This window comes from Vibrio olivae (assembly GCF_042428525.1).
In the GTDB taxonomy this organism is placed as follows: Bacteria; Pseudomonadota; Gammaproteobacteria; order Enterobacterales; family Vibrionaceae; genus Vibrio; species Vibrio olivae.
In genome coordinates, this window is sequence record NZ_JBHMEP010000012.1 from 35,687 (window position 1) to 59,815 (window position 24,129).

Sequence of the window (24,129 nt, forward strand, 5' to 3'; positions counted from 1 at the left end):
CACCGCCTTTTTAGGCGGTGTTTTTTTGTATTTAACTTATTGAAAATTAATTAATTAAAAATTTTTTCAAAAAAATCCCTTGAAAGCGATTTGAGCTGTCCTTATATCTGTTTGTGAAGAGGATGCCAGCTGGGCCTCTGATATGCTTGTCCCTGAACCTGAGGGTTCTTCTGCTTTGCTCAAGAGAGGAAGCGGATGTGGAAAGCGCACAATTTGATATTTACATTCACAGACTGTCCCTGTGCGATTAACGCCTGAGGAGGTCACGGTGAATGCTCGATTTAACCATTACTGAATCGAGACTATTGCTTAACGAAAGAGGATAGAATTATGCGTAATGTAGATTTTGCACCCCTATACCGTAATGCCATTGGTTTTGACCGTCTGCTTAACTTAATGGAAGCTAATACTGCTAAAAATTCATCAGCAGGTTACCCTCCATATAACATCGAGCAGCAAGACGATAATCACTATCGGATTACCATGGCCGTGGCGGGTTTCTCTGAGGACCAACTCGAACTCACTCAAAAAGAAAACATGCTGATAGTCCGTGGTGAACGCCAAGAAGAAGAAGGCAAAAACTATGTATATCAAGGCATTGCTGAACGTGACTTCGAACGTAAATTCCAATTGGCAGACTATGTGAAAGTCACTGGCGCCAGCATGGAAAATGGTCTGCTTCACGTTGATTTAGAACGTGAGATTCCAGAAGCAATGCAGCCACGAAAAATTGCGATTAATGGTCAAAAATTGATTGAAAGCTAAGCTTTCATCATTAGCAAAAAAAAGAGCGCCAATGGCGCTCTTTTTTATTCTGTCTGTGATTTTTATTTTCACTTACCTTGTTGATAGGCTTTTTTCACTTCTTCAGCGATGATCGCAATCCCTTTTTGCATCATGTCATCGTCTTGAACGTAGTTCATTCGCAAACATTGATGTGCATGCTCCCACTCGTCTTTTTGACCAATAAAGAAATATTCACCAGGAACAATTAACACGCCACGTGCTTTAAGGCGCTTGTAGAGTTCCATGGTTGTAATCGGCAATTCATCAAACCACAGCCACAAGAAGATGGCGCCTTCTGGTTTATGGATTCGAAACCGTGGGTCATCAATGGCGGTTTGCAACAGTTGCACTGCGCGCTGCGATTTCTGCTGGTAGAAAGGCTTGATCACCTCGCTGCTCAGTGTGAGTAAGTCGCCCTGCTCTATCATATGGTTTGCAAGCGCTGGGCCCACGCTACCGGGCGCTAGGCTGATAATACCATTCATATTACTGAGCGCTTGTGTTACCTCTTCATTGGCAATCACAATCCCACAGCGAACGCCAGGTAACCCCAGCTTCGACAGGCTCATACATAAAATCGTGTTGTCATTCCAAAACGGCTCGACGTCTTCAAAAATAATATTAGGAAAAGGAACGCCATAGGCATTGTCGATCAGCAAAGGAATATTATTGGCGCGTGCCAATTCATCCAATTTACGCACTTCTTCATCGGTGAGTACATTCCCTGTCGGATTGGTTGGACGTGAAGCGCAGATGGCGGCCACACTGTCATCAATCTTTATCTGCTCAAAGTCGACGTGGTACTTGAACTGACGCTCATCAAGCAATTCGATTTCTGGATGGTAAGAGACAAAAATATCTTCATCGATCCCGGCATCGCCATAGCCAATGTATTCTGGGGCCAGTGGTAGAAGTATTTTCTTATGCGTACCATCGGGTTGTGTGCCCGCTAACAGATTGAATAAGTAGAAGAATCCACTTTGGCTGCCATTAGTTAAGCTAATGTTTTTACTTGATATATCCCAACCGTAAGTCTTTTTTAGCAGATCTGCTAAGGCGGTGATAAACGCATCTTTGCCTTGCGGTCCGTCATAGTTGGCAAGTGCGGCAATCAGTTGTCCGTTGGCAAGCAGTTGCTTGCTGGCTTGAGTGAAATAATCGAGCATAGCGGGAATGGCGGCTGGGTTACCACCTCCAAGCATGATAGCTCCGGGAGTTCGAAGACCATCATTAAGGTCATCCATTAACTGGGTGATACCGGAATACTGATTGAATTTTTCACCAAACTTAGAGAACTGCATGATTTTACCTAATTGGGTTGTGAGCGCTTTATTGAGGGCGATTGAGCCATAGTTATTATCTGCTTTGACCTTACCGAATTATCGGAGTGAGGCAAAGCACAAATTCGGTGCAGGCATAAAACAAAGCCCAACTCCGATGAGTTGGGCTTTGAGGACCGTTTAAAACGCGAGATTATTTCTGAAGTAGAGAAATATCGGCGATTTGTAGGAACAAGTTGCGTAGGTTATTCAGCAGCGTGAGGCGGTTTTTCTTCAATGCTTCATCATCTGCCATCACCATCACATTATCAAAGAAAGCATCCACAGGTTCGCGCAGATCCGCGAGTTTACTCAGAGCTTGTTGATAGTTACCGGTAGCAAAAGCAGGTTCAAGAGCCTCTGTCATCACTTCGACGTTTTCTGCGAGGGCTTTTTCTGCGTCTTCTTGGAGCAGTGCCAAGTCAATGTCTGCAGATAATTCGCCGTCAAATTTCGCCAGAATGTTACCAACACGTTTGTTGGCAGCAGCAAGAGATTCAGCTGCTTCCAATTCACGGAAGTGAGAAACTGCTTTAACGCGTTGGTCAAAGTCTGCAGGTTTGGTTGGATGACGAGCCAATACCGCTTGAATCACATCAACGCTAAAGCCTTCGTCTTGATACCAAGCGCGGAAACGACCTAGCATAAACTCAACCACATCACTTTCAACCTTGTCATTGGTTAGGCGATCACCAAACAGTGATTTTGCTTTAGCGATAAGATCCGTTAAATCAAGGTTGTAACCGTATTCGACGATAATGCGGAGCACACCAAGTGATGCACGGCGTAGAGCAAATGGGTCAGACCCTTTCGGGGCTTGACCAATGCCAAAAATACCCACGATGGTGTCTAGCTTATCGGCCATCGCAACGGCGGTTGACACACCATCAGATGGTAGGTCATCACCGGCGAAACGTGGCATGTATTGCTCGTTTAGCGCTAGTGCAACCTGTTCGTTTTCGCCGTCATGACGGGCATAGTGCATGCCCATTACACCTTGAGTATCGGTGAATTCAAATACCATTGAGGTCATGAGGTCACATTTGGCCAGTAGACCTGCACGTTTAGATAAGTCCACATCCGCACCAATCTGCTCGGCGATATAACCAGCTAACTCGGTGATACGATCAGTTTTATCTTTGATGGTGCCCAGTTGTTTTTGGAAGATGGCGTTATCCAGCTCTGAAAGGCGATCAATCAGCGGACGCTTGCGGTCAGTATTGAAGAAAAATTCTGCATCGGCCAAGCGTGGACGGACAACTTTCTCATTCCCTTCAATGACATGGCGTGGTTCTAGCGACTCAATGTTAGACACGAAGATAAAGTTAGGTAGCAGTTTCTTGTTGTCATCATAAACAGGGAAATATTTTTGGTCCCCTTTCATGGTGTACACCAAAGCTTCAGCGGGTACTTTCAAAAATTCTTCTTCGAATTTCGCTGTCAGTACGACTGGCCATTCAACTAATGACGCGACCTCTTCGACTAAGTCATCTTCGAGATCCGCTTGACCACCCACGGCAGCTGCCGCTTTTTGTGCGTCAGCAATAATGATGGCTTTACGTTTGTCATAGTCAGCCATGACTTTACCGCGCTGCTCTAGGATCTCTGGATATTGCTGTGCTGAATCGATGGTAAACTCTTGCTCACCCATAAAGCGATGGCCACGAATGGTTCGAGCTGATTGCACACCCAGAATCTCGCCTTCGATCAGTTCATCACCAAATAAAATCGTCAGCGTTTTTACCGGACGAATAAATTGAGTTTCTTTATCACCCCAACGCATTGGTTTCGCGATAGGCAGATTCGCCAAGGCTTTAGCGGCCAGATCAACGACGACTTGTTTGGCGTCTTGCCCTTTTACTTCTTGTTTGAAAAGAAGCCACTCACCTTTGTCAGTGACAAGGCGGTCTGCTTGTTCAACGGTAATACCATTACCACGTGCCCAACCTTGTGCCGCTTTAGTCGGATTACCGTCTTCGTCAAAGGCAACCGCAATAGCTGGTCCACGTTTTTCAACGATTTTATCAGCTTGGCCATCGGCCAGATTCGCGACTTTTAGCGCTAAACGACGTGGAGCGGCATACCACTTGATGCCTTCATGCTCCAAGTCTGCGGCTTTGAGCTCTGAAGCAAAGTTGTCGGCAAATGCTTGAGCAAGTGTACGCAGCTGTGTTGGTGGTAGTTCTTCAGTACCCAGTTCAATCAGAAATTCTTTTGCCATGATTCCTTGTTCTCCCTTATGCCTTGTCTTGTGGCTTTTTACACATTGGGAAGCCAAGTGCTTCACGTGATGCGTAATACGCTTCTGCAACTGCTTTAGTCAGGTTACGGATACGCAGAATGTAACGTTGACGTTCGGTCACTGAAATCGCTTTACGTGCATCAAGTAAGTTAAAGGCATGGCCTGCTTTTAGAATGCGTTCGTAGGCTGGCAGTGGCAGTGGTTTTTCAAGCTCAAGAAGTTTCTGACACTCTTTCTCACACTGGTCAAAGAAAGTGAACAAGAAATCGACATCGGCATGTTCAAAGTTGTAAGTTGACTGTTCGACTTCATTTTGGTGGAAAATATCACCGTAGGTGACTTTGCCCAGTGGACCATCAGTCCAAACCAAGTCATAAACAGAATCGACACCTTGGATATACATGGCTAAGCGTTCGATACCATATGTGATCTCACCGGTCACGGGCTTACACTCTAAGCCACCCACTTGCTGGAAGTAGGTAAACTGGGTGACTTCCATACCGTTCAGCCATACTTCCCAGCCAAGACCCCATGCGCCGAGTGTTGGGTTTTCCCAGTTATCTTCCACGAAGCGAATATCGTGAACTTTCGGGTCAATACCCAACACCTGCAAAGAACCTAGGTAAAGTTCTTGAATGTTGTCAGGTGATGGTTTGATGATGACCTGGAATTGGTAGTAGTGCTGCAAACGGTTTGGGTTTTCGCCGTAACGACCATCAGTAGGTCGACGAGATGGCTGAACGTAAGCCGCTGCAATTGGCTCTGGGCCAATAGCGCGTAAACAGGTCATTGGGTGAGAAGTGCCTGCACCTACTTCCATGTCTAGAGGTTGAACAACGGTACAGCCTTGTTGGGCCCAATAATCCTGCAGCGCGAGGATCATACCCTGAAAGGTTTTGATATCGTATTTTTGCATAGTCAGGTTCGCGCGATTCTTTTTTGTGAATGGAGAAAAAATAACGATCAAGTATACCGAGATATTCCTCTTGGGAGTAGGGCTAATCTTGTTTAATTGATAGTCAAATATTCCTTTTAAGGGAATTTATTACCTTTAATGACTGTTTTCCCTTGTCAGCTATTTTTTCGCTGCATTTTCGCTTGAGCTTTCAAAGCTGGCTGATTAGAATGACGCCTGTCTTTGGGGAGTAGCCTACTTATTGAGCATCGCTGAATAAGTTCTTTCGTCAACATAATTGGTGCCCAATCACCATGGCGCTAGAGACTCATCACCAACCTTTCGGTGAGTTTGGCAAGACCTTAGATAAGCATCGCGAACCGGGGTGGGGGCGACGTTTATCTATGGTTATTACTATAATCCCTGCCCCCATTTGAGTATGTCGTGAGCGTTTTAGCTGTTTCTATCTCAACCGTTGCTTTGGCGGAAATTGGGGATAAAACTCAACTTTTATCGTTACTTCTGGCGAGTTGCTACCGAAAACCGGTGCCGATCATTGCCGCTATCTTTTTCGCCACTATCTTAAATCATGCGCTCGCCGCTTGGTTGGGTGTGGTTGTCGCCGATTACATTTCACCGGATATTCTTAAGTGGGTTGTTGCTGCAAGCTTTCTGGCAGTGGCCGCTTGGGTTTTAGTACCGGATAAACTAGATGATGAATCGTGCAGTACAGGACGTAGCCCATTTATTGCCAGTTTTGTCGCGTTCTTTATTGCTGAAATTGGCGATAAAACCCAAATTGCCACTTCGATTTTGGGTGCGCGCTATGCCGATGCCTTGATGTGGGTCGTGGTGGGAACCACCATCGGTATGTTACTTGCCAATGTGCCTGTGGTTGTGATTGGTAAATTATCTGCAGATAAATTGCCGTTAACATGGATTCGCCGCATTACCTCGTTGCTGTTTGTTGGGTTGGCGATAGCCAGTGTGATGTATGCGTGAGGCGCTTCGCGAATTCAAGTAATGATATCGACCGTGAGTGGCAGTTAAATAACGTAGCGTGATATTTGCCGTATTTGTGTCATGCTTGTCATAGTAAAATCACTGTGTAAGGCGCAGCGATAGAGGAGACAACTATGCTGACACGTTATATGGGGATGACCCCTAAGAGTCAAAGTTATCTGTTTACATTTGGTTTGGCCTTAACCTTACTGGGTATGGCATTAACGGATATGTGGTTACCTATGGTGGCTGGTGCATTGATTTTAACTGGTCTTACTGTTGAATCCTGGATTCGCGTTGCGCATATCATTCCGATGCATGAGGAGCTTCGTTCATTGCAAAAGCAAGTGAACCAAGTGCGGCAGGAATTGAATAAAATGCATGAACAATAAAAAAAGGCTGCCGATTTGGCAGCCTTTTTTATAAGGTAATGACGAACAGGTATTAGCGGTCAGTCGAGGCCTTTTTTGATCAAATACTGGTATGGCAGCGTTTCGGTCTGCGAAGCGACCAATTGATGATCCATAAAGCGACAGAAGCTTGGAATGTCGCGTGTGGTGGATGGATCATCAGCGGTGATCAGTAAAGTTTCACCACTTTTCATCGTACGAATTGTCTTTCTGACCATCATCACTGGCTCTGGGCAGCGCAGACCTTCTGCGGCTAACACTTGATTCGCTGAATTGGGGTTAAACGTCATAATCACTTCTTTTCATGCTTGAGATAAGATCGCGATCATACTGCTGAGGAAAAAATATTCAATAACCCTTGGCAAATAGAACATTTTGTTTTAAATTATTTAACAAGTTAGCAACATATGAGGTGCCGCTGATGTTAACCGTACTTGATAGATTAACCATTTATTCTGTGTTGTGTCTGGTATGTTTTGGCGCTTTATTTGTTGTCCCAGCATCTGGATGGTCGTTTTTGCCTCTGGTCGGCATGGCGGCAACGATAGTTGGAATTTGGCTTGAGGTCTTTTGCTGGTCTGAAATGTCAGAAGAGCAAGAACCTTAACCCATACAGAGTCACAACACGACGTCGAATAGTACATAACAATCTTCTCCAATTTTCTTGGGCTTCCCCGCTGAAAGGCGGGATTTTTTTGTCTGTTATTTATCTATCTCTACTGCTTGTTGTATTAGTGACAAAAAAGCCATCCGAATGGATGGCTTGAATTCACGGGTGGTTGGCAAGGCCAACGAGCTTATTTGGAGAGGAAGAAACGGTAAGCAGGATTCGCCGATTCATCCTTATATTGGTAATCCAATTCACGCAAATGCGCAGTAAATTCACCAAGATCGGATTCATCCAATTCAAAAGCACACAACACGCGACCGTAATCCGCGCCGTGATTCCGATAGTTGAATAAGCTGATATTCCAGTGAGTGGTCAATACATTCAAAAACCGCATTAACGCGCCAGGATATTCTGGGAATTCAAAACTATATAAGCGCTCTTGCATTGGTTTTGAGGGTTTGCCACCAATCATGTAACGAATATGCTGCTTGGCCATTTCATCCTCGGACAAATCAACCACGGGATAACCGCCTTCACGCAAGTCACTGATAATACTATCGAGGTCTTGTTGGCCATTTTGCAAACGAACACCAACGAAAATATTCGCCAGTTCATCATCGCTGTAACGATAGTTAAACTCGGTGACCGCGCGTCCGCCGATAAGGTTACAAAACTCAAGAAATGCACCTTGGCGTTCAGGAATGGTTACCGCTAACAACCCTTCGCGTTTTTCACCTAATTCACAGCGCTCCGAGACATAACGTAATCCGTGGAAATTGGTGTTGGCACCTGATAAAACCGTTGCGAGGTTTTGACCTTGCAGCTTTTCTTGCTCCGCGTATTTTTTCAAACCCGCGAGTGCAAGGGCGCCAGATGGCTCGGCAATCGCACGAGTGTCCTCAAAGATATCTTTAACAGCTGCGCAAATTTCATCACTGGAGACGCAGATGTGGCCATCAAGGTATTTTTGGCATAAACGGAAGGTTTCGTCACCAATGCGCTTGACGGCTACGCCATCAGCAAACATGCTGACTTGATCTAACACTACTGGCTCACCAGCATCGAGAGCGGCTTTTAAACATGCGGAATCTTCCGGTTCAACAGCAATCACTTGTACTTCAGGCATCAACTGTTTAATCAGCACTGCCACTCCAGCCGCTAAACCACCGCCGCCAACCGGCACAAAAATGTAGTTTAAGTGGCCGTTTTGCTGCAGCATTTCCATACCAATTGTCCCCTGCCCGGCGATCACTAACGGATGATCAAATGGCGGGACAAAGGTGTAGCCGTATTCGGCTGATAGGCGTTCAGCTTCTGCTTTGGCTTCATCAAAATTGCTGCCGTGCAGTACCACTTCACCACCAAAGCCGCGCACCGCGTCGACTTTGATATCGGGTGTTGTTTTGGGCATCACGATCGTCGTTGGAATGCCGAGTTTGGTGCCTGATAGCGCCATGCCTTGTGCATGGTTACCTGCAGACGCAGCGATAACGCCGGCCTGTTTCTGTGCTTGAGTCAGGTTCGACACCATGTTGTAGGCCCCGCGCAATTTGAATGAGTGCACAGGTTGGCGATCTTCACGTTTTAATTGTACGTGGTTGCCAATCCGTTCCGACAGTCTTGGCATGACTTGCAGTGGGGTGACACTGGTGACTTCATAGATTGGAGCGCGAAGGATTTGGCGCAGATAATCTGCGCCAGTTGGCTGTTCACTCCCTGATTGTTCTTCGCTCATGTTGCTAGTCCTCTAGCTTAGATTTATCTCTTACAGCCCCTTTGTCGGCGCTGGTGGCCATGCTGGCATAAGCTTTAAGGGCAAAAGAGACTTCACGTTGACGATCAACTGGTTTCCAGCCCAGTCTGTCTTGCTGCGCGCGGCGCTCACTCATTTCTTGTTCAGACACATTGAGTTCAATGCTGCGGTTTGGAATGTCAATTGCGATGATATCGCCATTTTTAACTAGACCAATCGCCCCGCCATTTGCGGCTTCCGGAGACGCGTGACCAATCGATAATCCTGATGTACCACCAGAGAAACGACCGTCCGTCAAAAGAGCACACTCTTTACCCAGTCCCATTGATTTTAGGTAGGTTGTTGGGTACAGCATCTCTTGCATGCCTGGTCCGCCTTTTGGACCTTCATAGCGAATAACGACCACATCGCCTGCTTTAACTTTTCCACCTAAAATACCTTCAACGGCATCTTCTTGGCTTTCAAATACCACCGCCGGGCCTTGGAATTTAAGAATACTTTCATCAACCCCTGCGGTTTTAACGATACAGCCATCAAGTGCAATATTACCACGCAGTACCGCTAGGCCACCGTCTTGGCTAAATGCGTGCTCTTTAGTGCGAATACAGCCCCCTTGACGATCATCATCCAGCGTATCCCAGCGGCAATCTTGTGAGAATGCCTGAGTGGTGCGAATACCTGCAGGACCTGCGCGATAGAAGTCTTTCACTTCTTGCGATTCGGTCTGCATGATGTCGTATTGTGCTAACTGTTCACGCCAATTAAGGCCGAGTACCGTTTTGGCTTGATGGTTGAGAAGACCAGCACGGTCAAGCTCACCAAGAATACCAATCACACCGCCGGCTCGATGGACATCTTCCATGTGGTATTTTTGAGTCGATGGTGCGACTTTACATAGATGCGGAATTTGACGTGACATACGGTCAATGTCTGTCATATCAAATGACACATCCCCTTCTTGCGCAGCGGCAAGTAAGTGCAGCACTGTGTTGGTTGAACCGCCCATGGCTATATCCAGCGCCATGGCATTTTCAAAGGCTTCTTTGGTTGCGATATTACGTGGTAGAGCGGTGTCATCGTCTTGCTCATAGTAGCGTTTGGTCAGTTCAACGATACGCTTACCAGCATTAACGAACAGATCTCTTCGGTCAGCATGGGTCGCCAGCATCGAACCGTTACCAGGTTGAGACAAACCAAGTGCTTCTGTTAAACAGTTCATTGAGTTGGCAGTAAACATCCCTGAACACGAGCCACAAGTAGGGCACGCTGAGCGTTCGATTTGCTCACTTTGTTCGTCTGATACTTTGGGATCGGCGCCTTGAATCATGGCATCGACTAAATCAAGTTTAATGATTTGGTCAGAAAGTTTGGTTTTACCGGCTTCCATTGGGCCGCCAGAAACAAAAATTACCGGAATGTTAATGCGCATCGCAGCCATCAGCATTCCTGGTGTGATTTTGTCACAGTTGGAGATGCACACCATGGCATCAGCACAGTGCGCGTTAACCATATATTCAACGGAATCGGCAATGAGCTCGCGAGATGGCAGCGAGTACAGCATACCGCCGTGCCCCATTGCAATCCCATCATCGACCGCGATGGTATTAAATTCTTTAGCGATACCCCCAGCTTGTTCAATCTCTTGTGCCACTAATTGGCCCAAGTCTTTAAGGTGTACGTGACCAGGGACAAATTGAGTGAACGAGTTGACGACAGCAATAATCGGTTTACCGAAATCTTCATCTTTTACGCCAGTGGCGCGCCATAAAGCGCGCGCACCAGCCATATTACGTCCGTGAGTGGTTGTTGCTGAACGATATTTTGGCATTTCCCTACTCCTTGGATTGTTATTTCTCGGCTGGATAAACGTAATCTAGCCAGCCCCACTTATCTTCAGTGGTGCCATTAAATAGACCGAAGTAAGCGGTTTGCATCGCTTTGGTCACAAGGCCACATTTGCCTGAGCCGATCTCGCTTTTATCAACACTACGCACTGGGACGATTTCCGCTGCCGTACCTGTCATGAAAATCTCATCGGCAAGATAGAGTGCTTCACGAGCAATATTGGTTTCGCGTACTTCATAACCCATGTCACGCGCAAGCGTCATAATGGTGTCACGAGTGATGCCTGGCAGGATGGAATTGGTAGTTGGTGGCGTAAGGAGTACACCGTCTTTAATGACGAAGATATTCTCACCAGCGCCTTCAGATAGGTAGCCATCAACACTTAATGCAATACCTTCATCGTAACCGTTACGACGAGCTTCACCACCAATTAGCAATGAAGACAAGTAGTTACCCCCTGCTTTAGCGGCTGTTGGTACGGTATTTGGCGCCATGCGATTCCAGCTTGAAATCATCGCATCGACACCTTGCTCTAGGGCTTCTTCACCGAGATAAGCTCCCCAAGGGAAAGCGGCAATAATCAGGTCCATTTCAGTATCAACGGGAGGACAAACGCCCAAGCCAACGTTACCCACAAAGCCAAGTGGACGAATATACGCACTTTCCAGTTTGTTCTGGCGCAGTGTTTCACGTGTTGCTTCCATAATTTCTTCCGCCGTGTACGGAATTGGGAAGCGGTAAATTTTTGCAGAATCTAATAAACGTTGTGTGTGCTCACGATGACGGAAAACAATTGGGCCTTTCGGGGTGTTGTAGCAGCGCACGCCTTCAAACACTGAGGTTCCGTAGTGCATTGAGTGGGTTAAGACGTGAACGTTCGCCTCTGCCCATGGAACCATTTCCCCGTTAAACCATATGTAATCTGCTGTTTTCGTTGCCATGTTTGTCTTCCTTATGCATAAACTTGTTGTTGTAGGTTGTTGTTGGGGAGTTCGTCATTGGCGATTTTTATGACGTCAACACTGCGTACATCCCACAATTTTTCAATTTGATTGGTAATGAAAGTAATCGGTCGGTCACTGTCGACGATAATTTCAACGCTGGCGACTTTGCTTTCATGATTTTGTGTTGCGGCGACCTGTTTGATGATGAAGCCTCGATGGCGAATCACGCGAAGAACACGCTCCAAAAGTACTGGTTTATCATCGGCTTTGATGTCGAGTAAATATCTTTGCATGTTAGGTGTTCTCCAGCATATCACTGTTTGACGCGCCTGGTGGAACCAAAGGCCAAACGTTCTCTTCTTCATCGATCAATACGTGCAATAAGTAAGAGGTTTCGCTGGCAAGCATTTCTTGCAGAGCTGGCTCCACTTCTTCTTTACGCGTGATGGTCTTGCCCGGGATATCAAAGGCTTTAGCCAGCATGACAAAATCAGGGTTGTCATCAAGAATAGTCTCGCTGTGGCGACCGTCAAAGAACAGCGATTGCCATTGACGAACCATGCCGAGACGCTGGTTATTGAGCAGAACAATTTTTACCGGGATTTGGCGACGCTTAAGAGTGCCAAGTTCTTGAATGTTCATCATAAATGAACCATCACCAGTGATCAGCACTGATTGGTCTTGCGGGCGAGCAACGGCTGCTCCCAGGGCGGCAGGTAAGCCAAAGCCCATGGTGCCGAGACCGGCTGAGGTGATGAAGTTTTGTGGATCGCGCGGCTGAATATGCTGCGCTGCCCACATTTGGTGCTGACCAACATCGGTGGATACCATGGTTGAGTCAGGCATCATATCCGAAAGCTGTTTCAACAATAATGGTGCGTAAATCAGCTCACCAGGATGGTCATAACGCCACTTGAAGCCGTCACGGAGGCTTTCGCTGTGTTTCACCCACGATGAGATATCTTGGGTTAATTCCAAGTGAGGGAGAACCGCTTTGATATCGCCGCGAAGCGGAGCGTTGGCACGGCGCAATTTATGAATTTCTGCCGCGTCGATATCAATATGGATCACTTTTGCGTGAGGGGCGAAGGTATCAAGTTTACCCGTGACTCGGTCATCAAAACGCGCACCAACCACCAACAATAAATCACTCTCTTGAACCACCAAGTTCGCCGCTTTGGTGCCGTGCATTCCCAGCATACCAAGATAGTGCGGGTCATGGCGCTCAATGGTACCAAGCCCTTTAAGTGTGCTAACTGCCGGCATTGGGTTTAAACGCAAAAACTCACGCACGCAGTCAGTGGCTTTAGACAGTTGAACGCCGCCGCCAACGTAGAGTACAGGTCGTTCGCTGTTGGCAAGGAGGTCTTGTGCTTTGGCAATTTCTTGTTGGCTGACAACAGGCTGGTCATTGACCGGAGTAAAGCTTGGGAGCGTACTTTCTGGAGCAGTCGCGAGCTGAACATCTTTTGCGATATCCACCACAACAGGTCCTGGTCGTCCGGTTTTGGCGACTTCAAATGCTTCAGCAAGTGTCGGAGCCAGTTCATCGATGTCGGTAACGAGGTAGCTATGTTTGGTACAAGAGAGAGACATACCGATCACATCCATTTCTTGGAAAGCATCGGTGCCGATATGCGAACTGGCGACTTGTCCAGTAATCGCGACGATAGGGATTGAATCGAGTAGAGCGTCGGCAAGACCGGTGACGAGGTTAGTTGCGCCAGGCCCTGAAGTGGCCATACATACTGCGACGTCTTGACTGGCTCTTGCCTTACCAATCGCGGCCATCGCGGCACCTTGTTCATGGCGACAAAGGATATGTTCTACCCCGCCATCATAAAGTGCATCATAGATGGGCATTATCGCGCCACCTGGGTAGCCAAAAATTTGCTTAACCCCTTGCTGATGCAATGCAGCTACGACTAATTCAGCGCCAGTCATCGTAACCTCCCGTTGTTCGCTTAGTGCGATGTTGTGTGTTGCACGTCATGTGCGCTCCCATTATTCCTGTCAGACTTGATTATTGTGCAATCAAGATAAGCTTCTTTGTTGGGCTGAATTGTAAAAAAACCCCCGGACTTTTCAGTGCGGGGGTTTCTGTGTGATTCAGTGGTTATCTTTCGCCCACAAGCCCCCGCGTGGTGTCAATAATGACCACGACAATCAGGAGAATCAGTGCGTTTAGGCGGAAAGAGAAGTTCATCTTAATTTCTTCGACTTATTTTATTTTTTTACGTCACCCGTTTTGTTTATAAACCGGACATGGTGCGTAAATTTGATACGATTTTGTTTGCGTCTCTAGTGGTATCACACAATTCTGTTATCTGACAAGCAAAAACTCATTCTTTTTTCAGATTCTTTCAACGCTACGACAGGCAACATAGCGATAACAAGTCGTATTTTATCGTCGTACGACGACCATTTTTGTCTATGAGAGAGCCGCTTGATGGGATTATCGATTATCTATAGCCGTGCCAGTGTGGGGGTTGAAGCGCCCCCCGTCACGGTTGAAGTTCATATTAGCAATGGTATGCCTGGCTTTACTCTGGTGGGATTACCGGAAACCACGGTCAAAGAATCACGTGATCGTGTGCGAAGTGCCATCATTAACTCTCAATTTGAATTTCCCGCAAAACGGATTACGGTCAATCTTGCACCGGCGGATCTCCCCAAAGAAGGCGGCCGTTTTGATTTACCTATCGCCTTGGGCATTTTAGTCGCGTCACAACAGGTGCCGGATTCGTTAATTGCTGATATGGAATTTGTGGGTGAGTTAGCCCTATCTGGAGAACTTCGCGCTGTAAAAGGCGTATTGCCTGCGGCGTTGGCGGCGCAGCGTGTCAAACGTTTATTGGTGGTACCGCATGATAATGGTGATCAAGCTGCTTTGGTCGGTAAAGATCGTCACCAGTCAGCGCAATCTCTACTTGAGGTATGCAGTGCGCTGTGTGGCCAGCAGGTTCTTGGGCTCAACCACAGCTCAAAGCCACCACAAAGCGCGCGATTAACCCGGGATCTTCAAGACATCATTGGTCAACAGCAAGGCAAGCGAGCATTAGAGATTGCTGCAGCTGGCGCGCACAATTTACTATTTTTAGGCCCACCGGGGACGGGCAAGACGATGCTCGCTTCGCGGTTGTGCGATCTGTTACCGGAAATGAATGAGCAAGAAGCACTGGAAACCGCCGCGGTCGCGTCGTTGATTCAGCAAGACATTAATGCACATAATTGGAAACAGCGTCCCTTTCGCGCGCCTCATCATTCAAGTTCAATGGCGGCTCTGGTCGGTGGTGGCAGTGTTCCTAGGCCGGGAGAGATTTCACTGGCTCACAATGGATTGCTGTTTCTTGATGAAATGCCGGAGTTTGAACGAAAGGTATTGGATTCGCTGCGTGAACCCTTGGAGTCTGGAGAGATCATTATTTCTCGCGCTCAGGGAAAAACACGCTTTCCTGCCCGCTTTCAACTTATCGGTGCATTGAATCCAAGCCCAACGGGGTATTACGAAGGTAATCAAGCCAGAACCAATCCTCAAGCCATTTTGCGCTATTTAGGGAGGTTATCCGGTCCGTTGCTCGATCGTTTTGACATGTCACTGGAGATACCAGCGCTTCCTCAAGGAACACTGGCACAAGGTGGCGATCGAGGGGAGACGACACTCAGTGTTAAACAACGGGTATTGGCAGCTCGAGCCGTTATGCAGACTCGAGCAGGAAAAGTGAACGCTTTGCTTACCAGTCAAGAAATAGAGCGTCACTGCCGCCTAACTCAGGAAGATGCTCGCTTTTTAGAGAGTGCTTTACATCAATTGGGTTTGTCCGTTCGGGCGTATCACCGAATTATCAAAGTCGCGCGGACGATTGCCGATTTAGCGGGTGAGGCAGAGATTAACAAGTCACATTTAGCAGAAGCCTTGGGCTATCGATCGATGGACCGCTTACTCCGGCAATTAACGGCGCAAGCGGTATAGGCTTAAAACTTGTAGTTGGCACCAACACTGACCATGTAATTGCTCTGGTCGTAATACTCAATGTTGGAATCTGTGGAGTTATAACCCGCAAGTGAAATCAGTGACCACTGTTGACCGATTTGATATTCGTAGGCCAAGAATAACTTTAGCGTGTCATCTGAACGGGTTTTGGAAAAGACTGGGTGGCTCTGGTCATAGTCACGTGTTGCGTAACCCAACGTGATAGCAAGGCTTTGGCGGTTTAAGAATTGAAATACGGAAAGTTCACCACCGTAGGACTCATAAGACATCGCATCGCCATCCGCCGAGGAGTCGATATAGATAAATGATGGCGTGACCATGGTTTGCGTTGGCAGCCTCAGACGAGCACTGGTTTTGACATAGACACTGGAGCGATTGCGATCAAGCTGGTCGCGTTGAGACGGGCTTAGACCTAATGCCTCGCCTGAGTGCTCACTCTCAATGTCTCGTTGAATGTACGCACTGTCGATAGAAAAAATGGAGCCGAGAATGTTGTTAGCGCGTAAACGGAAAGCGTTACCATCGACATCGGTTTTATCGCGTTTACGCCCCGTAACAAAGGGATCTGACCACTCTTCACCATCCATAATTGTGGGTAGGTAAGAGACATCGATTTCCATGCCATTTCTAAACGCTTCTTTGTAGCCAATCTCTGCGGCCAGTGTTCCGACAGCAACATCGGAACGAGAGGTACCGATATAGACTTGTTGGTTTAAGCCTCGGCCAAAAGTGTATTTGAGGTTACCGAGTGGAGCGACAAAGCTGCTGTCATCACTTTCGGTCGATTGGTTGAGGTCCGTTAATACCGGGTTGTTACTGGTACTGACATGCGATTTATTTTCGCTGAATCCAGCGACGACGGATATTTCCCCACTAAGACCGCCATGCTCTGCCAATTTTGCCCAACTTGGGGCCGAGCAAATAGTCAGTAATAACCATAAATAGCGCTGTTGCATTATGTTGTTCCTTTTGATGTGAGGTTCGATGTGAACAGTCGTCATTCCAAACAATGAATTCATTTGTATAATGCGGGCTGTTTATTATCCGAACTCCATATTGTATTTATGTTGCCTTCCCTGATATTGATTATAAATGTGTTGCTGGTGGTACTTAATTGTGCGCTGTGCTCTTTCGCCATTAGTCTTTTGGCGATCATCAAAGCGCTGTTACCTCATGATAAAATTAGTTTGTGGATGACAACCCTCGCTAACTATATCATGTGGTTATGGATGACAATCAACGCTTGGATTCTAAAATTTTCTAATAATGTTGATTGGCAAGTCTCTGGCACTGAAGGGTTAAGCAAGAAATCGTGGTATTTGTTGATCAGTAACCATCTAAGTTGGACTGACATTGTGGTGTTATGTTGTGTGTTTAAAGACCGGATTCCAATGCCGAAATTTTTTCTTAAACAGCAATTGATCTATGTGCCATTCATTGGCATGGCTTGTTGGGCTCTGGATATGCCATTTATGCGTCGCTATTCACGAGCGTATTTACTTCGTCACCCTGAAAGACGTGGGCAAGATTTGGCGACCACTCGCCGTTCTTGTGAGAAGTTTATTCAGCAGCCAACGACGGTCGTGAATTATGTGGAAGGCACGCGTTTTACCACTGAAAAACATCAAAAGAGTGGCTCGTGCTATCAACACTTACTGGCACCAAAATCAGGTGGCATCGCTTATACTTTGGCGGCGATGGGTGAGCAGTTTGATGGCATTTTGGATGTCACAGTGGCTTATCCAGGTAATCGGCAAAAACCGTTTCGCGATATGTTAATGGGAAGAATGGATACCATTGTCGTCGATATTCAACACCGCCCTTTGAATGCTGAACTGCAAGGTGACTACTTTGAAGATAAACAATTTAAGCGCCAGTTTCGGCTGTGGCTGGATGCCATTTGGCAACAAAAGGATCAGCGTTTGCAGCAAGTTCACCGAGATTTTGAACAACAGCGCGGTAAATAAAAAAGGAGCCTTGTGGCTCCTTCTTACTTTAAGCTTGAATACGTTTTATTTTTTCAACAAGAAGTTAATCAAATCAAAGTACTCTTCCATGGTTTTTAATGTCTGAGCTTGGACTAGGTACTTATTGTTAACGATAACGCTTGGCACGCCTTGTAAACCGGCATCTTGGAACTGCTTATCAAAGCGACGTACCATGGAGTCGACGGCAAAGCCATTGAAGGCCGCGTCAAATTTTTTCGCATCGACACCTTCATCAAGGAAGATTTGACGCAATTCTTCATCATTCTTTGGCGGTTGGCGTAGATTGTGGATGCGATTGAACATCACCGGAATCATTTGGTCTTCGATATTGAGTGCAACCATTGTCGCGTAGGCTTTACTCATCGATTTACCCATGCTGCCACCCATAAAAGACACGTGGTTCTTCTGGAATTTTGCGTTGTCAGGCAGGTTTTGTTTTAACTGCTGGATGATTGGCTCAAAGTTATTACAGTGCGGGCAGTAAAATGAGAAAAACTCAGTGACTGTTGGCGTTTTTGTTTGTTCCAAGCCATCTAGGACACGGAAGTGTTCACCTTCTTTAAATTGGGCTGCATGAACCGTCAAGCTCAGCAAAAGCGTTGTTACTAGGGCAAACAGTTTTTTCATTTCTTTCTCCATAAGATTTTTGTTTTGCTAGATAGCCTACTACCACTGAGGCATGAGTGACAATGGGGATTCTTCTAATGCCGCAATTTGTTCTTTAATAGCCAGCACTTGGTTTTCCCAATATTTCGGATCATTGAACCAAGGGAACGCCGCGGGAAAGGCAGGATCATGCCATCGTTTGGCTAACCATGCCATATAGTGCACCATTCGTAGACCGCGTAAAGGTTCAATTAGTTTCAATTCGTTGTGATTAAAATCGCAAAACTCTTGATATGCCTCCAAAATAATATCCAGCTGCATCAGTTTGTCACTGCGATCACCATTGAGTAGCATCCACAAATCTTGAATTGCCGGGCCGTTACGGCTGTCATCTAGGTCGACGAACATTGGCCCATCTCGCCACAAAATATTCCCTGGATGACAATCGCCATGCAGGCGAATCATCTGTGGAGGTTCGGTTGGCCACTGTTTTTCCAAAGCACCGATAAGTAAATCCAAATCATTAAAAAAAGCAGATTCAAGGTGAGGCGGAATAAAGTCGGAATTTTGTAATAAAATACGCGGTTGGTACAGATACTCTTCTAGCCCCAGTGTTGGGCGATGAACAAACGGTGTGCGGCTGCCAACTTTATGCATTCGGCCTAGGAAGCGTCCTACACCTTCAAGTTGTTCGAGATTATCAACTTCAAATTGGCGTCCACCAACACTGGCAAACAGCGCGAACATGTGGCCTTGATAGTGATGTAAGGTTTGACCATCACGCTGAATTGGCGGCGCGACAGGAATATCCGCTTCGAGTAATTCTTGAGTGAAATCGTGCTCTTCTTGAATTTGGTGTTCGCTCCAGCGTTGTGGTCGATAAAATTTGACCACGTAACGCTGTCTTTCCTCATCGACGAATTGATAAACGCGATTTTCGTAGCTATTTAAAGCTAAAAATCCGGATTCAGCACGAATTCCGATGCTCTCAAGGGCGTACCACATAACATCCGGGGTCAAGCTATCAAAGTGAAAAGCAGTATTAGTCGGCATAGAAACAAAAAGACCTATTGCTAGGCCTTTTCCGTTGTGAATGAGGGACGTTTGCGATTAGAGTTTCTTAATAAATCGACTTTCGACCATCATTGTAAAGTCTTGGTTATCCGACAGTATAAACTGAATTTTAGTCACAGCAGAGGGAAGTTTTTGCGGATCGATACCCAAACTCATCGGTAAATTTAAAACTTCGCCAGGTTGGACTTGAACGGTTTGCTTGCCATACCAAGATGCATCCGCTAACCCACTCACAGATAATTGATAATGTTGAACTTGCTGCGTTTTATTGATCACTTTTAAGGTGTAAGTGTTTTCAATTTCACCAGCATTATTGGTTCTAAATAGCTGATTCCGATCGCGAAGCACACTTAGCCCTGCAGGATCGACACTGGCAACCTGAGTAAAAAACAGGGCGATCATCACCACCAATACCGCGCCGTAACCGAGCAGTTTAGGGCGTAATACGTTGGTTTTTTTGCCGGATAATTGGTGTTCAGTGGTGTAACTGATTAAACCTTTCTCATACCCCATACGCTCCATGGTGGTATCACAGGCATCAATACATGCTCCGCAGTTGATGCATTCATATTGTAAGCCATCGCGAATATCTATCCCGGTTGGGCAAACTTGTACGCACAAATCACAGTCAATGCAGTCACCAAGCCCAAGAGACTTAGGGTCGGCTTTACGTGGGCGAGGCCCTCGTGGTTCGCCGCGTTGGGTATTGTAACCGACGATAAACGTGTCTTTGTCGAACATCGCGGATTGGAAGCGCGCATAAGGACACATATGAATACACATAATGGAGCGCATCCATCCCGCATTACCGTATGTGCACAAGGCAAAAAACAGCACCCAAAATAGAGGCCAAAATTCGGCCTCTAACGTAAAGAAATTGATGAACAAATCGCGAATGGGGACGAAGTAGCCGACAAAGGTCAGCCCGGTAATAAGAGCAATGGCCCACCACGCGATGTGCTTGAGGGTTTTGCGTAGTGCTAAGTTGGGCGTTAATTTTCCTGCATCTTGCTTACGACGTTTATTTGCACTTCCTTCTAGTTTTTCTTCAAACCAGATGTACATAAATGTCCAAACCGTTTGGGGGCAAAGATAGCCGCACCAGACGCGTCCTAAAAAGGTGGTGATAAAAAACAGAGCAAACGCGGCGACAACGAACAGCAGAGCCAACAAGGTAAGATCTTGTGGATAAAGAGTAGTACCAAAGAAATTAAACTGCTGGTGGCCGATATCGAGCAAAATCGCTTGGCGATCGCCAAAGGGAATCCAGGGTAGCCCTGCAAATAAAACTAAAAGAAACCAGCCGCCGTAACGGCGTAGCTTTTGATAGGTGCCTTTACTTTCTCGAACATAAATACGATTACTGGGATTAAATCGATCGCCACTATTTTTATGTATATTTTTGCGCTTGGGTTTGGGGGTGACGTCTTTGATGTCGATCTTATCCTGACTCATTGCTGGCTCCTCTGAGGCTTGCTTGGCGTAATTTCTGTTGATTACGCTCGATGACATTGCTTCCCACCTTTGGCTAAAAGATTGCAAAGGTTTGATTTTATTATTTTAGTGGTGACTTGTGCTCACTAAGTATACAAGCAATAAACTCGATATTTGTTTACGGCTATCAATCTTTGGTAACAAAGTCAGGCTGTTTTGGGGCAAATAAAAACGCCCCTTACGGGGCGTGGTAGCAAACCATGATGCAGGGAAGCTTACTTGATGATTCCGCGCGCTTTAAGAATCGCGGTTTTGAAGTCATCTTCTTGGTCTTTTGCTAGGCCCGGAATCATCGCCTCTTTGTTGCTATTGCGCATTTTTAGATGGTAAATTAAGACGTCATCTGTGAGTTCTTCCAACGCGCCTTTATAGCCTGCCTCTTGAGCTAACTTGACGACAAACTCAATTAAATTCAATTCTTGGTCTTTATGCCACTCGGGTTCGAGTAGTTCGAGCAGTTCTTCGATACGATGACACTTCATGACTTTCTCCACAATATTTGTATTGTCTTTGCATTTAAAGTATCAGATTGGTAGGGGGAAGGTAAGCGTTGTGGCAAGAAAAAAGCGCAGTCTCCTGCGCCTTTTAATTATGCGGCTTGAACTACTTTTTTGGGCGTTGCAGCCTCAATGGCTTTCTGCTCAGCTAAAGTAGCGTGTGTCGCTGACTTGTTTGCGACAGGCGAAGCAGCAAAACCACTACGACGACGCATTGCACTGCGATTTGTGTTCGAGAACCTGACGGATGTTGGTCGCATCTGTTAACCTAACGGGTCAGGCATATCCATTGCCGATGTTACAGCCCAAACAACTATGAGTTGAGCTTCATTATTAGTGAAGGGTGGCTCTCTGGCTTGCGCCAATCCTAATAACTGCTTGGGAACTCCGATATGCAAGCATATCAGAAACAAGGTTAGCACCATCTGCACAATTGATCGATATATAATCAATTCAATTTATGAAATTGTCCTCAAACAGTCGTTGAGTTGAGACTCCAACCGCGATTAGTATGGAGTTTTCTCCAAGGAGGTCTTTATGTCGCTTTTTAAGAAAACGCTCGCAACTTTCGGGATCGGTTCTGCCAAAGTGGACTCTGTGCTTAAGCAAGAAGTCCTCTATCCGGGAAAAACCGTCAATATTACCATTCATGTTTATGGCGGTAAGACCGAGCAAGAAATCGATAATATTAACGTCAGGCTGTGCTGTCGCTACGTACAAGAAGTGGTCGCGAATAGGGATAACCAACCGTTGGATGGCGGACCAAGTGGTATGCCGACACGCAGAGCTCATCAAGTTCACGAGTTAGCAAGTTGGAAGCTCCCCTATTCCTTTACCATCCACCCTGGAGAAACTCGTGATTTTGAAGTGGAGCTAGATGTGCCGTGGAATACCCCTGTCAGTATTGGTGATGCTAAGGTATGGTTGGAGACGGGCTTGGATATTGCGTTGGCCGCGGATCCTTCTGATATCGATACCTTAACTGTACGCCCGGATCCGATCATGGATGGCATTTTTACCGCGTTGGAAGAGCAAGGGCTGCGAATTCGCCAAGTTGAGTGCGAAGCGGTTAATGGCTTTGGTTTACCATTTGTTCAAGAATTTGAGTTTGTGCCGACCACGGGCCCATATCATGGGCAGTGGCGCGAACTGGAAATCGTTGCTAATCGTAATGATGATCACATTAAATTGTGGTTTGAAATTGACCGTCATCGTGATGGTATGAAAGGGATGTTAGCCAGTTTGCTCGGCACAGGAAAACTGACGCGCGAGCTGGAAATTCCACTGACTGACAGCGGAGATCAAGCTGGAAAAAAAGTCGTAGCGTATTTGGATCAGGTCTCTTAGTGGAATGTGATTTGGTGCCCTTGGTCACAAAACTTTAGCTTACACGTGTAAGCTAAATGTGCCATACTCGCCAAGAATCGGCACCCAATCAATCACAGGAGCGATGATGTCAGCACCTTCGTCCAGCGAATACAGTGTAAAAGAAGAGATTGCCAATGCCTTGACCCACGGTTTGGGCATGATTCTCGGTATTGTGGGTTTAGTAATGCTTTTGCTGAAAGCGGTTGAGAACAACGCCGATGCATTAACCATCACCAGCATGAGCATCTATGGCGGCAGTATCGTTCTACTGTTTCTGGCATCCACGCTTTATCATTCAATTCCACATCAGCGCGTTAAAAAGGCATTAAAAACCTTTGATCATTGTGCGATTTACGTACTGATCGCCGGTAGTTATACCCCTTTTCTGCTCGTCAGTTTACGAACGCCCTTGGCGATAGGATTAATGATTGTGATTTGGTCCATTGCGCTATTTGGCATCATCATGAAGCTGGCATTCATTTATCGATTTGAGAAGTTGTCTCTAGTCACCTACCTGTTGATGGGCTGGCTATCATTGGTGGTGATCTATCAGCTCGCTGTGCACCTTAATATCGGCGGGTTAACGCTGCTGGCGGTCGGCGGTGTTGTGTACACCTTAGGGGTGGTTTTCTATGTCGCAGAGCGCATCCCGTTTAATCATGCTATCTGGCATGGCTTTGTTCTTGCGGGCTGCGCTTGTCATTTCTTAGCGATCTATTACTTTGTGGAGCCTATTTAACGAGTGGTTACCTCAACGACTTTTGCCGATAAGTAATACTGCTCAGCTTGGGGCACTTCCAAGTGAATCACTTGGCCTTGTTGTGCTTGCTGTGGACGCAAGTAAGTCTCGGCCATGCGCTTGATCGACTGCCAAATATTGATGGTTTGCTGGCTGAGCTCTTCACCTTGTAAATTAGAGAGGGTGATCTGTAAGCTGACAAGAATCACTGCCTGATGGCTTTGGTTGGTCAACGACGTCGGAATCCATAGCTCCCCTTCTTGATAACTCGCTGCCCCCAATAGGATATCGACCCCTGAATCTGACAATTGCATGATAGGTTTATCGGAGTTGACTGTCAGTTTGGTGCCAACGTGTTTATTCGCCACGGGAATGGTTGGCGCTGCCTTAATCGGGTTTTTCACCGCTTGCTCAGTAGCTTGGCTTAGCGGAGTGACTTTATATTCCCAAGTAAAGTCATCATTGAGTTGAACTTGGCGTCCATCTTCAAGAGTCACGGTTTGGGCAGCAAACAAGCTGCTGCTCATCATTAATCCAATTAACATCCAGTTTTTCATGTTTAA

General features: G+C 46.4%; 24 protein-coding genes and 1 riboswitch. Of the genes, 8 read left to right on the forward strand and 16 right to left on the reverse strand.

The features are described from left to right. The first annotated feature begins 330 nt into the window (after window positions 1-330). Window positions 331-765: an Hsp20 family protein gene (locus ACFFUV_RS20815; protein ID WP_390196961.1), complete on the forward strand. Its 435-nt coding sequence runs from the start codon at window positions 331-333 to the stop codon at window positions 763-765. Window positions 766-833: 68 nt separating this feature from the next. Here the strand turns inward: ACFFUV_RS20815 and ACFFUV_RS20820 are convergent, their stop codons facing one another. From ACFFUV_RS20820 to glyQ, 3 genes are all read right to left on the reverse strand, one after another. Further along, window positions 834-2,087 carry a valine--pyruvate transaminase gene (locus tag ACFFUV_RS20820; RefSeq protein ID WP_390196963.1) on the reverse strand — a complete coding sequence of 418 codons (1,254 nt, stop codon included), beginning with the start codon at window positions 2,085-2,087 and terminating at the stop codon, window positions 834-836. 172 nt (window positions 2,088-2,259) lie between these two features. Next, window positions 2,260-4,326, reverse strand: coding sequence for a glycine--tRNA ligase subunit beta (gene glyS / locus ACFFUV_RS20825; RefSeq protein ID WP_390196966.1), 2,067 nt, complete (start codon window positions 4,324-4,326; stop codon window positions 2,260-2,262). A gap of 16 nt (window positions 4,327-4,342) precedes the next feature. Next, window positions 4,343-5,263 (reverse strand): glycine--tRNA ligase subunit alpha, encoded by a 921-nt coding sequence (gene glyQ, locus ACFFUV_RS20830; protein WP_390196969.1) that lies wholly within the window; start codon window positions 5,261-5,263, stop codon window positions 4,343-4,345. 212 nt (window positions 5,264-5,475) lie between these two features. Further along, window positions 5,476-5,595: riboswitch (yybP-ykoY riboswitch) on the forward strand. A gap of 91 nt (window positions 5,596-5,686) precedes the next feature. Between glyQ and ACFFUV_RS20835 the strand changes: the two genes are divergently transcribed. Together ACFFUV_RS20835 and ACFFUV_RS20840 are read left to right on the forward strand one after the other, a co-directional pair. Next, entirely contained in the window at window positions 5,687-6,244 is a 558-nt protein-coding gene (locus tag ACFFUV_RS20835; RefSeq protein WP_390196972.1) for a TMEM165/GDT1 family protein, read from the forward strand. A 134-nt stretch (window positions 6,245-6,378) separates the two neighbouring features. Continuing rightward, window positions 6,379-6,636 carry a hypothetical protein gene (locus tag ACFFUV_RS20840; RefSeq protein ID WP_390196974.1) on the forward strand — a complete coding sequence of 86 codons (258 nt, stop codon included), beginning with the start codon at window positions 6,379-6,381 and terminating at the stop codon, window positions 6,634-6,636. 59 nt (window positions 6,637-6,695) lie between these two features. On the opposite strand, the gene tusA is transcribed toward ACFFUV_RS20840, so the two are convergent. After that, entirely contained in the window at window positions 6,696-6,944 is a 249-nt protein-coding gene (gene tusA / locus ACFFUV_RS20845; RefSeq protein ID WP_390196977.1) for a sulfurtransferase TusA, read from the reverse strand. A gap of 131 nt (window positions 6,945-7,075) precedes the next feature. Between tusA and ACFFUV_RS20850 the strand changes: the two genes are divergently transcribed. Next, entirely contained in the window at window positions 7,076-7,261 is a 186-nt protein-coding gene (locus ACFFUV_RS20850; RefSeq protein WP_390196980.1) for a hypothetical protein, read from the forward strand. Between the two features lie 190 nt (window positions 7,262-7,451). Here the strand turns inward: ACFFUV_RS20850 and ilvA are convergent, their stop codons facing one another. The 5 genes from ilvA to ilvG are packed head-to-tail and all read right to left on the reverse strand — an operon-like array spanning window position 7,452 to window position 13,750. After that, window positions 7,452-8,999, reverse strand: a complete 1,548-nt coding sequence (gene ilvA, locus ACFFUV_RS20855; protein WP_390196982.1) for a threonine ammonia-lyase, biosynthetic — start codon at window positions 8,997-8,999, stop codon at window positions 7,452-7,454. Window positions 9,000-9,003: 4 nt separating this feature from the next. Continuing rightward, window positions 9,004-10,845: a dihydroxy-acid dehydratase gene (gene ilvD / locus ACFFUV_RS20860; RefSeq protein WP_390196985.1), complete on the reverse strand. Its 1,842-nt coding sequence runs from the start codon at window positions 10,843-10,845 to the stop codon at window positions 9,004-9,006. Between the two features lie 19 nt (window positions 10,846-10,864). Then, a complete protein-coding gene (ilvE, locus tag ACFFUV_RS20865; RefSeq protein WP_390196988.1) occupies window positions 10,865-11,803 on the reverse strand; it encodes a branched-chain-amino-acid transaminase in 939 nt (312 codons plus the stop codon). Between the two features lie 11 nt (window positions 11,804-11,814). After that, entirely contained in the window at window positions 11,815-12,099 is a 285-nt protein-coding gene (ilvM, locus tag ACFFUV_RS20870) for an acetolactate synthase 2 small subunit (RefSeq protein ID WP_390196991.1), read from the reverse strand. A gap of 1 nt (window position 12,100) precedes the next feature. Beyond that, window positions 12,101-13,750, reverse strand: coding sequence for an acetolactate synthase 2 catalytic subunit (gene ilvG, locus ACFFUV_RS20875; RefSeq protein WP_390196994.1), 1,650 nt, complete (start codon window positions 13,748-13,750; stop codon window positions 12,101-12,103). A 505-nt stretch (window positions 13,751-14,255) separates the two neighbouring features. Between ilvG and ACFFUV_RS20880 the strand changes: the two genes are divergently transcribed. After that, window positions 14,256-15,779 carry a YifB family Mg chelatase-like AAA ATPase gene (locus ACFFUV_RS20880; protein WP_390196997.1) on the forward strand — a complete coding sequence of 508 codons (1,524 nt, stop codon included), beginning with the start codon at window positions 14,256-14,258 and terminating at the stop codon, window positions 15,777-15,779. A gap of 2 nt (window positions 15,780-15,781) precedes the next feature. Here the strand turns inward: ACFFUV_RS20880 and ACFFUV_RS20885 are convergent, their stop codons facing one another. Then, the gene (locus ACFFUV_RS20885) at window positions 15,782-16,756 is read right to left on the reverse strand and encodes a DUF2860 domain-containing protein (RefSeq protein WP_390197000.1); all 975 of its coding nucleotides are present in this window, start codon (window positions 16,754-16,756) and stop codon (window positions 15,782-15,784) included. Window positions 16,757-16,864: 108 nt separating this feature from the next. On the opposite strand from ACFFUV_RS20885, the gene yihG reads away from it, so the two are divergent. Further along, window positions 16,865-17,767, forward strand: coding sequence for a 1-acylglycerol-3-phosphate O-acyltransferase, YihG family (gene yihG / locus ACFFUV_RS20890; RefSeq protein ID WP_390197003.1), 903 nt, complete (start codon window positions 16,865-16,867; stop codon window positions 17,765-17,767). A 45-nt stretch (window positions 17,768-17,812) separates the two neighbouring features. On the opposite strand, the gene ACFFUV_RS20895 is transcribed toward yihG, so the two are convergent. The 5 genes from ACFFUV_RS20895 to ACFFUV_RS20915 all read right to left on the reverse strand — a co-directional run bounded on the left by ACFFUV_RS20895 (window position 17,813) and on the right by ACFFUV_RS20915 (window position 21,719). Continuing rightward, a complete protein-coding gene (locus ACFFUV_RS20895) occupies window positions 17,813-18,415 on the reverse strand; it encodes a thiol:disulfide interchange protein DsbA/DsbL (RefSeq protein WP_390197006.1) in 603 nt (200 codons plus the stop codon). A gap of 39 nt (window positions 18,416-18,454) precedes the next feature. Further along, window positions 18,455-19,447 (reverse strand): serine/threonine protein kinase, encoded by a 993-nt coding sequence (locus ACFFUV_RS20900; RefSeq protein WP_390197009.1) that lies wholly within the window; start codon window positions 19,445-19,447, stop codon window positions 18,455-18,457. Between the two features lie 57 nt (window positions 19,448-19,504). Then, entirely contained in the window at window positions 19,505-20,923 is a 1,419-nt protein-coding gene (ccoG, locus tag ACFFUV_RS20905; RefSeq protein WP_390197012.1) for a cytochrome c oxidase accessory protein CcoG, read from the reverse strand. Between the two features lie 254 nt (window positions 20,924-21,177). Next, window positions 21,178-21,444, reverse strand: a complete 267-nt coding sequence (locus ACFFUV_RS20910) for a YihD family protein (RefSeq protein WP_390197015.1) — start codon at window positions 21,442-21,444, stop codon at window positions 21,178-21,180. Between the two features lie 107 nt (window positions 21,445-21,551). Beyond that, window positions 21,552-21,719: a hypothetical protein gene (locus ACFFUV_RS20915; protein WP_390197017.1), complete on the reverse strand. Its 168-nt coding sequence runs from the start codon at window positions 21,717-21,719 to the stop codon at window positions 21,552-21,554. Between the two features lie 277 nt (window positions 21,720-21,996). Here ACFFUV_RS20915 and ACFFUV_RS20920 point away from each other — a divergent pair, with 277 nt between their 5' ends. Beyond that, window positions 21,997-22,806, forward strand: a complete 810-nt coding sequence (locus ACFFUV_RS20920) for a sporulation protein (RefSeq protein ID WP_390197020.1) — start codon at window positions 21,997-21,999, stop codon at window positions 22,804-22,806. A gap of 106 nt (window positions 22,807-22,912) precedes the next feature. After that, entirely contained in the window at window positions 22,913-23,566 is a 654-nt protein-coding gene (trhA, locus tag ACFFUV_RS20925) for a PAQR family membrane homeostasis protein TrhA (protein WP_390197023.1), read from the forward strand. On the opposite strand, the gene ACFFUV_RS20930 is transcribed toward trhA, so the two are convergent. Further along, complete coding sequence (locus ACFFUV_RS20930; RefSeq protein ID WP_390197026.1) at window positions 23,563-24,123, reverse strand: DUF3157 family protein; 561 nt, start codon at window positions 24,121-24,123, stop codon at window positions 23,563-23,565. The genes trhA and ACFFUV_RS20930 overlap by 4 nt on opposite strands. Window positions 24,124-24,129: the final 6 nt, after the last annotated feature.